The organism is Pseudoxanthomonas sp. (assembly GCF_027498035.1).
GTDB lineage: Bacteria > Pseudomonadota > Gammaproteobacteria > Xanthomonadales > Xanthomonadaceae > Pseudoxanthomonas_A.
Map to the genome: position 1 here is coordinate 725,662 of NZ_CP114978.1, position 13,961 is coordinate 739,622.

12 protein-coding genes are annotated in these 13,961 nt (G+C 64.1%); all 12 read left to right on the forward strand.

All coding sequences use genetic code 11. From position 1 onward, the window contains the following. Positions 1-40: 40 nt before the first annotated feature. Positions 41-982 (forward strand): acyl-CoA thioesterase, encoded by a 942-nt coding sequence (locus O8I58_RS03255; protein WP_298320638.1) that lies wholly within the window; start codon positions 41-43, stop codon positions 980-982. Positions 983-1,121: 139 nt separating this feature from the next. Continuing rightward, on the forward strand, positions 1,122-1,925 hold the full coding sequence (locus tag O8I58_RS03260) for an enoyl-CoA hydratase/isomerase family protein (protein ID WP_298320640.1): 804 nt from the start codon (positions 1,122-1,124) through the stop codon (positions 1,923-1,925). Further along, a complete protein-coding gene (locus O8I58_RS03265; protein ID WP_298320642.1) occupies positions 1,879-3,816 on the forward strand; it encodes an acyclic terpene utilization AtuA family protein in 1,938 nt (645 codons plus the stop codon). Before O8I58_RS03260 ends, O8I58_RS03265 begins: the two co-directional genes overlap by 47 nt. Before the next feature lie 16 nt (positions 3,817-3,832). Beyond that, positions 3,833-4,627 (forward strand): enoyl-CoA hydratase/isomerase family protein, encoded by a 795-nt coding sequence (locus tag O8I58_RS03270; RefSeq protein ID WP_298320644.1) that lies wholly within the window; start codon positions 3,833-3,835, stop codon positions 4,625-4,627. Positions 4,628-4,641: 14 nt separating this feature from the next. Next, entirely contained in the window at positions 4,642-6,537 is a 1,896-nt protein-coding gene (locus O8I58_RS03275; protein ID WP_298320646.1) for an AMP-dependent synthetase/ligase, read from the forward strand. A 10-nt stretch (positions 6,538-6,547) separates the two neighbouring features. After that, positions 6,548-8,767 (forward strand): 3-hydroxyacyl-CoA dehydrogenase NAD-binding domain-containing protein, encoded by a 2,220-nt coding sequence (locus O8I58_RS03280; RefSeq protein ID WP_298320648.1) that lies wholly within the window; start codon positions 6,548-6,550, stop codon positions 8,765-8,767. After that, on the forward strand, positions 8,764-9,942 hold the full coding sequence (locus tag O8I58_RS03285) for an acetyl-CoA C-acyltransferase (protein WP_298320651.1): 1,179 nt from the start codon (positions 8,764-8,766) through the stop codon (positions 9,940-9,942). The genes O8I58_RS03280 and O8I58_RS03285 overlap by 4 nt, the downstream gene beginning before the upstream one ends. Beyond that, positions 9,939-10,133 carry a hypothetical protein gene (locus O8I58_RS03290; protein ID WP_298320653.1) on the forward strand — a complete coding sequence of 65 codons (195 nt, stop codon included), beginning with the start codon at positions 9,939-9,941 and terminating at the stop codon, positions 10,131-10,133. The genes O8I58_RS03285 and O8I58_RS03290 overlap by 4 nt, the downstream gene beginning before the upstream one ends. Continuing rightward, entirely contained in the window at positions 10,130-11,290 is a 1,161-nt protein-coding gene (locus tag O8I58_RS03295) for an acyl-CoA dehydrogenase family protein (RefSeq protein ID WP_298320655.1), read from the forward strand. Before O8I58_RS03290 ends, O8I58_RS03295 begins: the two co-directional genes overlap by 4 nt. Positions 11,291-11,346: 56 nt before the next feature. Continuing rightward, positions 11,347-12,123 carry an SDR family NAD(P)-dependent oxidoreductase gene (locus O8I58_RS03300; protein ID WP_298320656.1) on the forward strand — a complete coding sequence of 259 codons (777 nt, stop codon included), beginning with the start codon at positions 11,347-11,349 and terminating at the stop codon, positions 12,121-12,123. A 42-nt stretch (positions 12,124-12,165) separates the two neighbouring features. Beyond that, positions 12,166-12,918 carry an electron transfer flavoprotein subunit beta/FixA family protein gene (locus O8I58_RS03305; protein WP_298320658.1) on the forward strand — a complete coding sequence of 251 codons (753 nt, stop codon included), beginning with the start codon at positions 12,166-12,168 and terminating at the stop codon, positions 12,916-12,918. A gap of 16 nt (positions 12,919-12,934) precedes the next feature. After that, positions 12,935-13,873 (forward strand): electron transfer flavoprotein subunit alpha/FixB family protein, encoded by a 939-nt coding sequence (locus O8I58_RS03310; protein ID WP_298320660.1) that lies wholly within the window; start codon positions 12,935-12,937, stop codon positions 13,871-13,873. Positions 13,874-13,961: the final 88 nt, after the last annotated feature.

The window sequence follows — 13,961 nt, forward strand, 5'->3', positions numbered from 1 at the left end:
GATATCGCCAAGCTCGAAGGACCGCCGGTCGGCAGCCGACATGGTGGATAAGGCGCTGATAGCCACGGACGATCGCCCGTCCCTGGCAGCGTTGATGAAACTCCATGCCACTGACGGCGCGCACGTGGAAGGCAGGCATCACCACACCAATGCCAGGCAGGTGATCTTCGGCGGCCAGATGCTTGCCCAGGCATTGAGCGCGGCGGCTGCGCGTGCGCCGTCCGATGCCTTCGCTCACAGCTTGCGGGTGGACTTCCTGCGCCCAGGACTGGCCGACCGGGCCCTGCGTTACGACTGCGAAAGCCTCATGTCGGGGCGCAACATCACCGTCGTTCGGGTGGTGGCCAGCCAGGACGAGCGCCTGGTCATGCAGGGGACTACCTGTTTCCAGCGCCCCCAGTCCGGGCCTGACCACCAGCGCCCGTTCCCCGATGGCATTCCGGAACCGGACCAGCTGCACGAGCTCGGCGATGTGCTGTTTCGCAACGCGCATCGGGTCGACGCGGGTATCCTGGCGGCAACCTATGCGCACATCGTCGATGTGCGCCTGTGCGAGGGCGAACAGGCGCTGTTCCAGCGCTTTCCGGTCCCGCATCTGCGCTATTGGGTGCGGGTGCGCCATCCGCTTGAGACACCGCTGCAGCATCAGGCCGCGCTGGCCTATTTTTCAGACCTGTGGTTCTCGCTGACGGCGCTATGTATCCACCAGGACAACCAGATCGATGGCCAGCTCCAGACGATTAGCCTCAACCACACGGTGTGGTTCCATACTCCAGCGCGGGTCGACGAATGGCTGCTGGTCGACGCGCAGTCGCCATTCGCAGGCAACGCCCACGGCCTTACTGTGGGTTGGGTATATAGCCGCGACGGCACGCTGGTAGCGACGCTGGCACAGGAAGCACTGTTCCGTCGGCCCAGCACCGAAGGCGGTAATCCAGGGATCAGCACGTTGACGCAAGATCGCGGTGCGGCAGGTTCATAAGCTGGTGTGAGACCACGGCGGAACGTGAGCGATTTGATGGATCGCCAGCAGCATCCGCCAGCTGCAAGTCGTCGCCCAGGCAACGAGGAGCCCCATGACCAAACCCGCCACTGCTGCTGGCCTGCCCCAGACGCAGACCTTGTTGCTGGAACGCGAGCGCAGCTGCCTTCAGATCACGCTGAACATGCCGCAGGTGCGCAATGCGCTTTCGGCGCAGATGTGGCAGGAACTGGCGGATGTCTTCGATGTGATCAGGGACGAGCGTTCGATCCGCGTCGTGGTGTTGCGCGGCGCGGGTGGCCACTTCAGTTCAGGCGGCAATACCAAGGAACGCAACGCCATCGGCGCCAACAACAATAGCGTCCCGTCCCAGCAAACGGCCGTCGCCGAGCGCAATCGTTTCGGCGGCAGCGTGCTGGCGCGCATCGACCATGCGCCCCAGGCTGTGGTCGCGGTGGTGCAGGGCAGCGCGTTGGGGGGTGGGATCGGCCTAAGTTGCGCGGCCGACATTGTCCTGGCGGACCACAGCGCAATGTTCAGGCTTCCGGAAGCCGGCATTGGCGTGATCCCGGCGCAGATTGCACCTTACCTGGTGCGGCGTATCGGCCTGTCGCAGGCGCGTCGGCTGGCGCTGAGCGCGGCGACCGTCAGGGCGCCCGAGGCCTTGCAGATCGGACTGGTCCACCAACTGAGCGATGGTGCCGAAGCACTCGAGGCGAGCGTCTCAGCCGTGCTGGCCGATATCGACCGTTGCGGTCCGCACGCAATTGCCGCAAGCAAAGCATTGTTCCGGCATGCCTGCCAGGCCGATGCCACCGGCATCGACGCCTACATCGACACTGCGGCCGAGCTGTTCGCTGCGGCCTACTGCAGCGATGAAGGAAGCGAGGGCGCCAATGCGCTTGCCCAGCGCCGTCGCCCGAACTGGCAGGCACCTGCGTGAGTCTGCGCTGGCCGCAATCGGCAACCCAGGCTTGCGCAGACGCCCATGCGCCCTGCGATCTGCCAGACCCATCAGGGATACAGGCAACACCATGAGCGAACGCATTATCCGAATCGGTGGCGCTTCCGGCTTCTGGGGAGACTCGCCGGAAGCATCAATGCAGCTGGCCCAGGCCGGGGTGGACTACATCATCTTCGACTATCTGGCCGAGGTGACGATGGCGATCATGGCACGTGCTCGCGCCAAGGATCCCGCGCTTGGTTACGCGACCGACTTCGTGCGTCCGGTCATGGCGGCCCTGCTGCCGGGCTTGGCGGGCTCGGGCCTGAAGATCCTGGCCAATGCCGGCGGAATGAATCCCTATGCCTGCCGCGATGCACTGCAGCTACTGGCCGGCGAGCTTGGCGTCACGCTGAAGGTCGCCGTCATTACCGGCGATGACGTGATGCCGCAGTTCGAGGCTGTGCGTGAATCCGGTGCGCGCGAGATCGACAGTGGTGAGGCGCTGCCGGAAAAGGCCTGGAGCGCCAACGCCTACCTCGGTGCTGTACCCATTGCCGCTGCGCTCGCCGCAGGCGCCGATGTGGTGATCACCGGACGATGCGCAGACAGCGCGCTGGCGCTGGGCCCGCTGATCAAGGAGTTCGGCTGGTCGCTCGAGGACTATGACCGGCTCGCGGCGGGAAGCCTTGCCGGCCACATCATCGAATGCGGCTGCCAGGCGACGGGCGGGAATTTCACCGACTGGCGCCAGGTCGATGGCTGGAACGACATGGGCTTCCCGATCGTTGAGTGCTCGGCCGATGGCAGCTTTGTCGTCACCAAGGCCGCTGGCACCGGGGGGCTGGTCAGCCCGCTGTCGGTCGGCGAGCAGGTCGTCTACGAAATCGGCGATCCGCAGCGCTACGTGCTGCCCGACGTGGTCTGCGACTTTACCCAGGTGCAACTGGAGGCGGCTGGCCCCGACCGAGTGCGCATCAGCGGCGCGCGCGGCACCCCGCCAACCGACAGTTACAAGGTCAGTTCCACCTTCCAGGACGGTTATCGCTGTACCGCGATGTTCACCCTGTGCGGGCGCGAAGCCAAAGCCAAGGCGCAGCGGGTCGCCGATGCGTTGTTGGCGCGTACCCGCCGCTTGTTCGAACAGCGCGGCCTGGGCGATTACATGCGCACCAGCCTCAAGATCCTGGGTACCGAAGACCAGTACGGTCCGCACGCAAACCCGGCCCTGCAGCAGTCGCGGGAGGTAGTCCTCAGGCTGGACGTGCAGCATCTGGAGCGCGAAGCGGCGGCGATCTTCGCGCGCGAGATCCCGCCCGCCGGACTGGCCATGGCACCGGGACGCTGCGGGATGATGGGGCGTCCAAACGTGCAACCGGTGATCGGGCACGCCGCCTTCCTGTTGCCGAAGACCAGCCTGACGGTACTGCTCGACGTGGATGGCGAACGTCGGGAAATTTCCATCCCGCCCGGCACCGCGCCGTCGATCGCAACGACATCGGTCGCAGCTGGCCCAACCGGTCCGGTTTACGACGGGCCGACCAGGCGCGTTCCTCTTTACGAACTGGCCTGCGCCCGCAGCGGCGACAAAGGCGACAGCGTCAACATCGGCGTCATCGCACGCGATCCGCGACTGTTGCCGGTCCTGCGCGCCGAACTGTCCGCCGAGCGAGTGAAGGATTACCTCTCCCACCTGGTGCTTGGCACGGTGGAGCGGTGGGAGCTGCCCGGGATGAACGCATTCAACTTCCTGCTCAGGCAAGCGTTGGCGGGAGGCGGCACGCGCTCCCTGCGCAACGATCCGCAGGGAAAAACCTTTGCGCAGATGCTGCTCGACATCGAACTGGACGTGCCTGTCCAGTTGTTGCCGCTGCCTGCCCAGTCCGACTAGTCGAAGGAGAGCGTCCTTGAAGTATTCCGATTACCAGCACCTGCAGTTCGAGCGCAGGGGGCGCGTCCTTGAAGTGGTCATGAACCGGCCGGACAAGATGAATGCGGTCGATGAGCAACTGCACGGCGAACTGGCGCGGGTGTTCACCGATGCGGCGCATGATCCTGAAAGCGATGTCATCGTGCTGACCGGCGCGGGCAAGATGTTTTCCGCTGGCGGCGACATCGAGTTGCTGCAGCGGGGGATCGATGACCCTGCCTTCATGGAAGCGATGGCGCTGGAGGGAAAGCAGCTGTTGTTCTCGCTGCTTGATTGCGAAAAACCGGTGATCGCCAAGGTCAATGGCCACGCCACGGGGCTAGGCGCGACGATGGCGCTGTTCTGCGATGTGATCTTCGCCGCCGACCATGCACGCATCGGCGATCCCCATGTGGCGGTGGGGCTGACCGCGGGTGACGGCGGTGCCGTGATCTGGCCACAGCTGATCGGGTACGCGCGGGCCAAGGAATATCTGATGACCGGCGAGCTGGTTTCGGCGGTCGACGCGGCGCGCATCGGGTTGATCAACCACGCCGTTCCGGCGGCCGAGCTCGACGCGCGTGTGGCCGAGTTCGCAGACCGCCTGGCCGCAGGTGCGGGTCGTGCGATCCGCTGGACCAAAATGGCCATCAACATCCGCCTCAAGCAGGTTGCGCAGTCGGTCATGGATGCGTCAGTGGCCTACGAGTTGATGTCGTCACGGACGGCCGATCACCAAGAGGCTGTCAATGCCTTCAGGGAACGCCGTAAGCCGGTCTTCACTGGCCGCTGAATTGGAGGTGTGGGATGGATACGCACGCAGGCCGAAGTGTGGGCAGTGAGCTCGAAGACCCGCAGCTAGCGCTGCCCAGCGCGTTGCGCGGGCAGACGATGGCGCGCCTGTTTTGGGCCCGCTGTGCGGAGCGCGGAAACAAGATTGCGCTGCGGCGGACACGGAACGGGCATCGTCGCCAGGTGAGCTGGCGCGAGTATGGAGACAACGCACGCCTGACAGGCGTGGGGCTCCTGTCGCTGGACGTGGGCGGCCAGGACGTGGTTTCCATTTTGGCCGAGGGTTGCCCGGAATGGCTGTACGCGGACTTCGGCACGCAGGGAATCGGCGCCATCTGCAACGGCATCTACACCACCAGCAGCGCCGAGCAGGTCGCGCATGTCCTGCGCGACAGTGCGACCGTGCTGTGCATCGTCGATGAAAGGAAACAGCTCGACAAGGTGTTGGCTATCCGCGACGAATGCCCAAGCCTGCGTTGGATCATCGTTATCGATCCAGCGGCACTAGAGGGGATCGACGATCCGATGGTGGTGAGCTTCATCGACCTACTGGCGATGGGAAGGCGATTCGACCTGGAGCATCCGGGCTTCTGGGAAGAAAGACTGGCCTCGGGACGACACGAGGACATCGCGATGCTGGTCTATACCTCCGGGACGACCGGGCCGCCCAAGGGCGCGATGCTGACCAATACGAGCCTGATCTTCCTGATGGAAACCGAGCCCAGCGTCATGGCGCAGGGTCCTGACGATGAGTTCCTGAATTTCCTGCCGCTATGCCACACCGCGGGCCGGCTGCTGTCGGCGATCTTTCCCGTCAGAAGCGCCTGCGGGGTCACCTTCGTAGAACGTGCCGATACGCTGGCCGCCGAGATGAAGGAGTTGCAGCCAAGTCTGTTCTTCGCACCGCCCCGCCTGTGGTCCAAGATCCATGCCGGTGTCGAAGCTTCAATGGTGAAGGCGTCGGCGTCGCGGCGGCTGGCCTACGGGCTCGCATTTTCGGTGGGCTACCGCCGGGCGCGCTGGCTGGTGGCGCACCGTCCGCCGCCGCTCTGGATCAACCTGCTGTACGGCCTGGCCGATCGCTTGGTCTTCCGTGGACTCAAGCACAGCGTTGGCCTGGGTCGGTGCACCTCGCCACTGACTGGCGCGGCGCCGATCCCGTCCGAGGTCGTCAATTGGTACGTCGCCCTTGGCATCGAGTTACGTGAAGCCTACGGACAGACCGAGGCGACCGGGCTGATCGCCACTACGCCGGACGGTAGCTACAAGGTCGGCACAGCAGGGCGACCGCTGCCCCATACCAAGGTCAGACTTGGGGACCGTGACGAGATCCTCGTACAGGGTCCCAATGTGTTCAAGGGTTACTACAACCAGCCGGAGAAATCGAAAGAGACCTTGGCCGATGGCTGGCTCAAGACCGGCGATGTCGGGCGCTTCGACGGTGACGGCTGGCTGTATATCGTCGATCGTCTTAGCGACATCATTATCACCGACGGCGGCAAAAACATCTCACCCACGGAAATCGAGAACAAGCTCAAGGCGGCGCCGTATATCGCCGATGCGATCGTCATCGGCGACCGGCGGCCCTACCTCACTGGTCTGATCGTCATCGATTTCGAAAGCGTCGCCCAGCACGCCCGCGAGAAGCACTTCGCGCTCGCTGATTTCGCAAGCTTGAGCCAGGCCCCGGAAGTGGTCGCCCTGATCGAGCGATCGGTAACGACCGTGAACCAGCAACTGTCGCGAGTGGAAACGGTGAAGCGTTTCAGGCTCATTGATCGACAGCCGACGATCGAGCATGGCGACCTGACAGCAACCGGCAAACTCAAGCGCAGCATCTTTACGCAGAAGTACAGCGCGCTGATCGACGACATGTACGCCGGCAAGCAAGACGAACCGGGCGCCCAGTAGGCACAAGACGGTGCCGGGCACCGTCGATATGGTCATCAGCAAGTGGCGGCACCTGCCGCCACGCAATGCAGGCAACTGCATTTCCATGAAGACGGGCAGCAACAGCAACCGTCAAGAGAGAGCAGGCTTAGCGATGGCATCGGCGACGCAACCAACGGTTGAGGGCATCTCCATCGCGCTGCTCGATCGCCCGCCAGTCAATAGTCTGGGACATGCGCTTCGGGTCCAAATCGCATCGGTGATCGAAGCGGCCAACGATGCTCCGGAGATCCGGGTCATCGTGCTTGTCGGTGCAGGCCAGGTTTTCTCCGGCGGCGCGGACATCCGCGAGTTCGGTACTCCGGCCAGCACGGCCGAACCGACCGTGCGCACGCTGATCGGAATGATCGAATCGAGCAGCAAGCCGGTCATTGCTGCCATCGAGGGCTTTGCGCTTGGCGGCGGGCTTGAACTGGCGCTAGCCTGCCATTTCCGCGTGGCCACGCGGGAGGCAAAGATCGCATTGCCCGAGGTCAAGCTGGGGTTGATGCCGGGCGCCGGCGGCACCCAGCGCCTGCCGCGCCTGATCGGCGCGGAAACCGCATTGAACATGATCATGACGGGGCAAACGCTCGGCGCAGTCGAACTTGAGGAGTCGGGCTTGTTTGATGCCCTCATCGATGGCGATCTGATCCAGGGCGTGGTCGCCTTCGCCGCCGAAGTGGCGGCCGGGAAACGCGAAGCGATCCTTGCCCGCAATCGTGCGGTCGTTCTCGACAACGCCGACGCGTACTTCGAGTACGCACGTCGCAGCCTTGCGTCGAGCACGCGACAGTCCGAAGCACCACTGAAATGCATCGATGCGGTCGCCGCGGCGGTGGGCAAGCCATACGACGACACGCTGGAGCGGAAGGCCTTCTTCGAGCTGGTCACAAGCCCGGTCTCGCGAGCGCTACGCCATCGGTTCCAGGCAGAGCGCGCGTGTTCCAAGATCGCAGACCTGCCGCCGGGCACGGCCACGCACGCGGTGGAGCAGGTGGGTGTCATCGGTGCTGGAACGATGGGCGCCGGCATTGCCATGGCGATGCTAGACGCAGGCATTCAGGTGCTGCTCATGGACCAGCGCAGGGACGCACTTGAGCGCGGCATCGAGGCCATCCGCGGCAACTACGGACGATCCCTTGCCAAGGGCAAGGTGAGCGCAGAGCAGGTGGAGCAACGCCTGAATCTGCTACGCGGCGTGCTCGACTACCAGGACCTGGCCGGGGTTGACCTGGTCATCGAAGCTGTATTCGAAGACATGGCGGTCAAGGAATCTGTCTTCAGCACGCTGGATGCGGTGATGAAGCCCGGCGCGATCCTGGCGTCCAATACCTCGACCCTGGATCTTGACCAGATCGCAGCGTTCACCAAGCGGCCGCAGGACGTAGTCGGGCTGCACTTCTTCAGCCCGGCCAACGTGATGCGCCTGCTTGAAGTGGTGCGAGGTCGGCAGACCGGCGACGCGGTGCTGGCGACGGTGATGCAGCTGGCCAAGCGGATCGGCAAGATCGCTGTGGTGTCGGGGGTCTGCGACGGATTTATCGGCAATCGCATGTTCGGACACTACACGCGCGTGGCCGGCCTGTTGGTCGAGGAAGGCGCCAGCCCGCAGCAGGTGGACCGGGCGTTAGAGGCATGGGGCATGTCCATGGGACCGTTCCGCATGGGCGACATGGCCGGCCTGGACATCGTACTGGCCGTGCGCAGCCGGCACTACAAGACACATCCTGAATGGAAATTCCCGCGCTCGCTCGACCGCCTGTGCGAACTCGGCCGTCTAGGTCAGAAGACCGGGAAGGGTTGGTATCGCTATGCATCGGGACAACGGGTGGCGCTGGCTGATCCGGAAGTGGATGCACTCCTCGACGAATACCGGCGCGAGCAGGGCATCGCGCCGCGGCTGATGAGTGACGAGGAGATCGTGCAGCGCTGCATCTTCGCGCTGGTGAACGAGGCCTCGGCGCTGCTGGAAGAGGGCATCGCGCAGCGCGCCTCGGACGTGGACGTTGTCGCACTGAATGGATACGCCTTCCCCGCCCACCGCGGCGGGCCGCTGTTTTACGCGCAAGAGCAGGGTCTGTACAGCGTGGTGCGTGCAATGAAGCAGTTCGGTGACCAATCCGGCGATACCTTCTGGAAACCATCACCGTTGCTGGTCGGTCTGGCGGAAGCGCAATCTTCTTTCAGCAGCATCGGAGCTACGCCATGACCGAAGCTGTCATCGTGTCCACCGCGCGGACCGGGCTGGCCAAGTCCTTCAAGGGCGCGTTCAACATGACCCACGGCGCCACGATGGGCGGGCATGCGATCGCGCATGCGGTCCAGCGCGCAGGTGTCGATTCAGGCGAGGTCGATGACGTGGTCATGGGCTGTGCGAATCCGGAAGGCGCCACCGGCCACAACATTGCCCGCCAAGCTGCGTTGCGCGCCGGACTCCCGGTGACCGTCGCGGGCATGACGGTCAACCGTTTCTGCTCGTCCGGGCTGCAGGCCATCGCGACCGCGGCGCACCGGATCATCGTGGACGGCGCTCCGGTGATGGTGGCCGGCGGGGTGGAGTCGATTTCCTGCGTGCAGGGCCAGCAGAACCAGTTCATGAAGCACGATCCCTGGCTGGTAAAGCACAAGCCCGACATCTACATGTCGATGCTGCAGACCGCAGAGAACGTCGCTGCGCGCTACGGCATTCCGCGCGATCGCCAGGACGCGTACGGCGTGGCCAGTCAGCTGCGCGCGGCCAAGGCGCAGGCCGAAGGTCGCTTCGATGCGGAAATCGTTGCAATGACCACGCGCATGGCGGAGACGGACAAGGCCAGCGGCCACATCGTCACCCGTGAAGTCACCATCGCCCACGACGAAGGAATCCGCGCCGATACCACCACCGAAGGCGTGGCCAGGATCAGGCCGGCGCTGCCGGGTGGGAGCGTGACCGCGGGCAACGCCAGCCAGTTCTCCGACGGTGCATCGGCGTGCGTGCTCATGGACGCGCGGCTTGCTAAGCAGCGTGGGATCGAGCCGCTCGGGATTTTCCGCGGTTTCGCGGTCGCCGGCTGTGAACCCGACGAGATGGGTATCGGCCCGGTTTTTGCGATTCCAAAATTGCTCAGGTCCGCCGGGCTACGCGTGGAAGACATCGGGCTGTGGGAACTTAATGAAGCCTTTGCGGTACAGGTGCTGTACTGCCGCGACCGGCTGGGCATCCCGGACGATCGACTCAATGTCGACGGCGGCGCCATCGCCGTGGGACATCCCTATGGTGTCACCGGTTCACGCCTGACCGGGCATGCGCTGATCGAAGGCAAGCGCCGGGGCGTGCGACATGTCGTGGTGAGCATGTGCATCGGCGGTGGCCAGGGCGCGGCGGCGCTGTTCGAGATCCCATGAACGTCGATTCGATCCAGCGCTCCAGTCCGGTGGTGCGTGCTCTTCAACAGGCAACCGCACCCCGCGCTCAGGCGGTGCGCAAGCTGGATCATCAGGAGGCCCGCCCATGTGGGCTGGGCGCCCTTTACCGGATCATCAAGTCCACCTTCCCGATGCGGACTCCCCGCCGGGACATCTGGAGAGTTGCATGATTTTCAATGAGTCAGAACAGATCACGGCGCTGCGCGACATGATCCGGAAGTTCCTGGAGCGGGAAGCGCCGCTGGAACGTGTCGCGGAATGGGACCGGCAGGACAAGATGCCGCGTGAAATCTTCGATGCGATGGCCGACCTGGGTATCTGCGGCCTGATGGTGCCGGAAGAATACGGCGGCCTGGGCGTTGACGTGGTGGCCACCATGGTGGTGGTCGAGGAACTGGCACGTCGCTCGATCTCGATCGCCACGATTTACCTGATGAATGTCTGTTACGGCAGCATGGATATCCTGGCCTTCGGCAGCGAAGCGCAGAAGCAGGAATTTCTTCCGCGACTTGCCGCCGGTGAATTGATCTTTTCGCTTGGACTGTCCGAGCCTGACGTCGGCGCCGACCTGGCCAGTGCCAAGGTGACTGCGCGCCGCGAGGGCGAAAAGATCATCATCAATGGCACCAAGCGCTGGTGTACCGGCGCCAATATGACCGACTACATCTATGCCCTGGTGCGCTCGGGCGAGCCGGATGCGCGCCACAAGAATCTGTCGTTCCTGATCATCCCCACCGATGCGCCTGGCATCAGCATGAGCCACTGGCCGACGATGGGCTTCCACGGGATCGCCACCAACGATGTGATGTTCGATGACGTCGAAGTGGGACTCGACGCGGTCGTCGGCGGCGAAGAGGCATGGAATCGCGGCTGGCAGATGCTCACCAGTGCTGCCCTGGAGGCAGAAAAGCTGGTGTGTGCCGCCACTGCCCTGGGCATCGCCACCCAGGCGGTCGAGGACGCCTGGCAGTACGCGCAGGAGCGCAAGCAGTTCGGCAAGCCGATCTGCACGATCCAATCGATGCGCCATCTGCTGGCCGAGGTGCAGACCCAGCTGCTGGCCGCGCGCCTGATGGCGCACAACGCCGCCCAGCTCACCAACGCCAATCTGCCGTGCGCCGCGCAGACCTCCATGGCCAAGAACTTCGTGACCCAGACCTGCGTGGAGATCGTCCTGACCTGCCAGCGCATCCTTGGCGCTTATGGCTATGCGACCGAGTTCCCGATGGAACGCTACGTGCGCGACGTGCTCTGCACCCGCATCCTGGGTGGCTCGACCGAGATCCACAAGAACAACATCGCCAATCGACTGGGGCTCCCAAGGTAGTCAGGCAGTCACCAGACATTCAACGGCGCCGTGTCGCCAAAGCATAGGTCCAGCACATGAATACATTGATCGGAAAGAAGGCCATCGTTACCGGCGGAGGCTCAGGGATCGGGCGCCAGATCTGCCTGCAGTTCGCCGAGGAAGGGTGCGATGCGCTGGCGATCTACGACATCAACGAGGACACCGCGAACGAGACCGCGCAGATGATCGCGGCCAACAGCAAGACGCGCTGCTTCGTGTACCGCGTGGACATCTCGAGTTTCAGCGATGTCGAGACCGCCACCGCCGCGTTCGTCGAATCTTCTGGCGGTGCGCCGGACATACTGGTCAACAACGTCGGCTGGGACGTCCCGGCGCCGTTCCTGGAAACCGACCCAGCGTTCTGGAAGAAGATCGTCGACATCAACCTGATCGGCGTGTTCAACATGCACTCGGTCGTGCTGAGGCTGATGGTGGACAACGGCGGCGGCAAGGTCATCAACATCGCCTCCGATGCCGGGCGCCTGGGCGCTGCGCTGGAAGCGGTGTATTCGGCCTGCAAGGGCGGAGTGATTACGTTCACCAAGTCCATCGCGCGCGAAATGGCGCGCCACAACATCCTCATCAATACCGTCAGCCCGGGTGCGACCAACACGGCCGGTTATGAGCATGTGCGCGGCCTGGCACCCGACGCAGACAAGTTCGAAAAAGCATTGCTCAAGCTCACCCCGATGAAGCGACTGGGCGAACCGGCCGAGTGCGCACGTCTTGTCACTTTCCTGGCGAGCGACCACGCGTCTTTCATCCTTGGCCAGACCATCAGCGTGTCGGGCGGCCTGACGATGGTGGGCTGATCCGGTGTCCACCGGAACACATCGCCAACCAGGAGAACTGCAGTGAAGGCAATCGTGTGCGTCAAGCGCGTCGTTGATTACAACGTCCGGATCCAGGTCAGGCGGGATGGCTCGGGCGTGGTGACTGACAACGTCAAGTTCTCAATGAATCCCTTCGACGAGATTGCGGTCGAGGAGGCCGTGCGGCTCAAGGAAAAAGGCGAGCTGACCGAAGTCATCGTGGTCAGCATCGGCGGCCCCAAAAACGAGGAGACCCTGCGCTCGGCGTTGGCTTTCGGCGCGGATCGCGCGATTCACATCCGTGATGAGGGGGATATCCAGCCATTGACCGCTGCGCGCGCTTTCGCCGAAGTGTTCAAGCGCGAGGACGCAACGCTGCTCTTGGCCGGTAAACAGGCCATCGACGACGACGCCAACCAAACCGGGCAGATGGTGGCTGGCCTGCTGGATATCGCGCAGGCCACGTTCGCCAGCAGTGTGACGTTGGCGCCGGACAAGGCGACGGTGACCCGCGAGGTCGATGCCGGCCTGGAGACGCTCGAGGTCGACCTGCCCGCGGTGATCACCGCGGACCTGCGGCTTAATGAACCGCGCTACCTGAAGCTGCCGGACATCATGAAGGCCAAGAAAAAGCCGCTCGAAGTGGTCACTCTGGAAGAACTGGGGGTGGAGCGGCACGCCGGATTGAAGACTCTCAAGACGTTCGAGCCGCCCACGCGCAGCAAGGGCGTCATGGTCTCGACGCCTGCAGAGCTCGTAGCAGCCCTCAAGAGCAAAGGGCTGTTGCCGGCATGAACAACGGAGCCAACCCATGAGCAAGATTCTTGTCATCGGCGAGGTGTCCGACGGACACCTGGATGCTGGCGTCGCCAAGGTCGTCGCAGCGGCGGCGCAGATCGGCGGCGAGATTGAAATCGCCCTGTTTGGTGTGAACCTGGGCGATGTCGCTGCTGCGGCTGCCAAGCTTGACGGAGTCGCCAAGGTGCGCACCTTCGAATCGGAAGGCAATGCACACATCCTCGCTGCGACCTACGCGCCGCAGATCGTCGAGCAGGCAGCGGACTACAGCCACGTGCTGTTCGCCGGCAATGCCTTCGGCAAGGACACCGCGCCGCGCGTGGCCGCCATGCTAGGCGTGCAGCAGATTTCAGAAATCATGGTCGCGCACAGCGCGACGAGTTTTGATCGCTCAACCTATGCCGGCAACGCCATCGTGACGGTCGAGGCGCCGACCGGGTCAGCCATCGTGGCGACCGTGCGCCTGGCGTCTTTCACCGCGGTGGGGTCAAGCGGGAGCGCACCGATCGAAGCTTCGAGCAGCTCCGCGGCGCTCCCCACGCATACGCGCTTCCTGGAACTGAAGGCGCAGAAGAGCGAACGTCCTGACCTTCAGGTCGCAAGAACGGTCGTGGCGGGGGGGCGCGCGCTCGGCAGCGGCGACAACTTCCAGATGCTCTATTCCCTGGCCGACAAGCTCGGCGCGGCGGTGGGTGCCTCACGCGCGGCGGTCGACGCTGGCTACGTGCCCAACGACCTGCAGGTGGGCCAGACCGGCAAGGTCATCGCGCCCGAGCTGTACATCGCGATCGGCATCTCCGGAGCAATCCAGCACCTGGCCGGCATCAAGGATGCCCGCACCATCGTGGCCATCAACAAGGACGCGGACGCGCCGATCTTCGAGATCGCCGACTACGGCTTGGTCGGTGACCTGTTCAAGCTGGTGCCCGAACTGGAGGGCCTCGTGTCCTGAGCATACGCATCGTCGTCTGACCTGGTGCGCGGTGGGGCGCGTCGGGTCAGCGGCGACAACGGCTTGTCCATGCGAATGAGGGTTTGCG

Excerpts from the sequence above, each read along its gene's own strand:
- O8I58_RS03255 (WP_298320638.1), top strand. The coding sequence starts at position 41 with ATGGTGGATAAGGCGCTGATAGCCACGGACGATCGCCCGTCCCTGGCA.
- O8I58_RS03265 (WP_298320642.1), top strand. The coding sequence starts at position 1,879 with ATGCGCTTGCCCAGCGCCGTCGCCCGAACTGGCAGGCACCTGCGTGAG.
- O8I58_RS03275 (WP_298320646.1), top strand. The coding sequence starts at position 4,642 with ATGGATACGCACGCAGGCCGAAGTGTGGGCAGTGAGCTCGAAGACCCG.
- O8I58_RS03285 (WP_298320651.1), top strand. The coding sequence starts at position 8,764 with ATGACCGAAGCTGTCATCGTGTCCACCGCGCGGACCGGGCTGGCCAAG.
- O8I58_RS03290 (WP_298320653.1), top strand. The coding sequence starts at position 9,939 with ATGAACGTCGATTCGATCCAGCGCTCCAGTCCGGTGGTGCGTGCTCTT.
- O8I58_RS03295 (WP_298320655.1), top strand. The coding sequence starts at position 10,130 with ATGATTTTCAATGAGTCAGAACAGATCACGGCGCTGCGCGACATGATC.
- O8I58_RS03300 (WP_298320656.1), top strand. The coding sequence starts at position 11,347 with ATGAATACATTGATCGGAAAGAAGGCCATCGTTACCGGCGGAGGCTCA.
- O8I58_RS03310 (WP_298320660.1), top strand. The coding sequence starts at position 12,935 with ATGAGCAAGATTCTTGTCATCGGCGAGGTGTCCGACGGACACCTGGAT.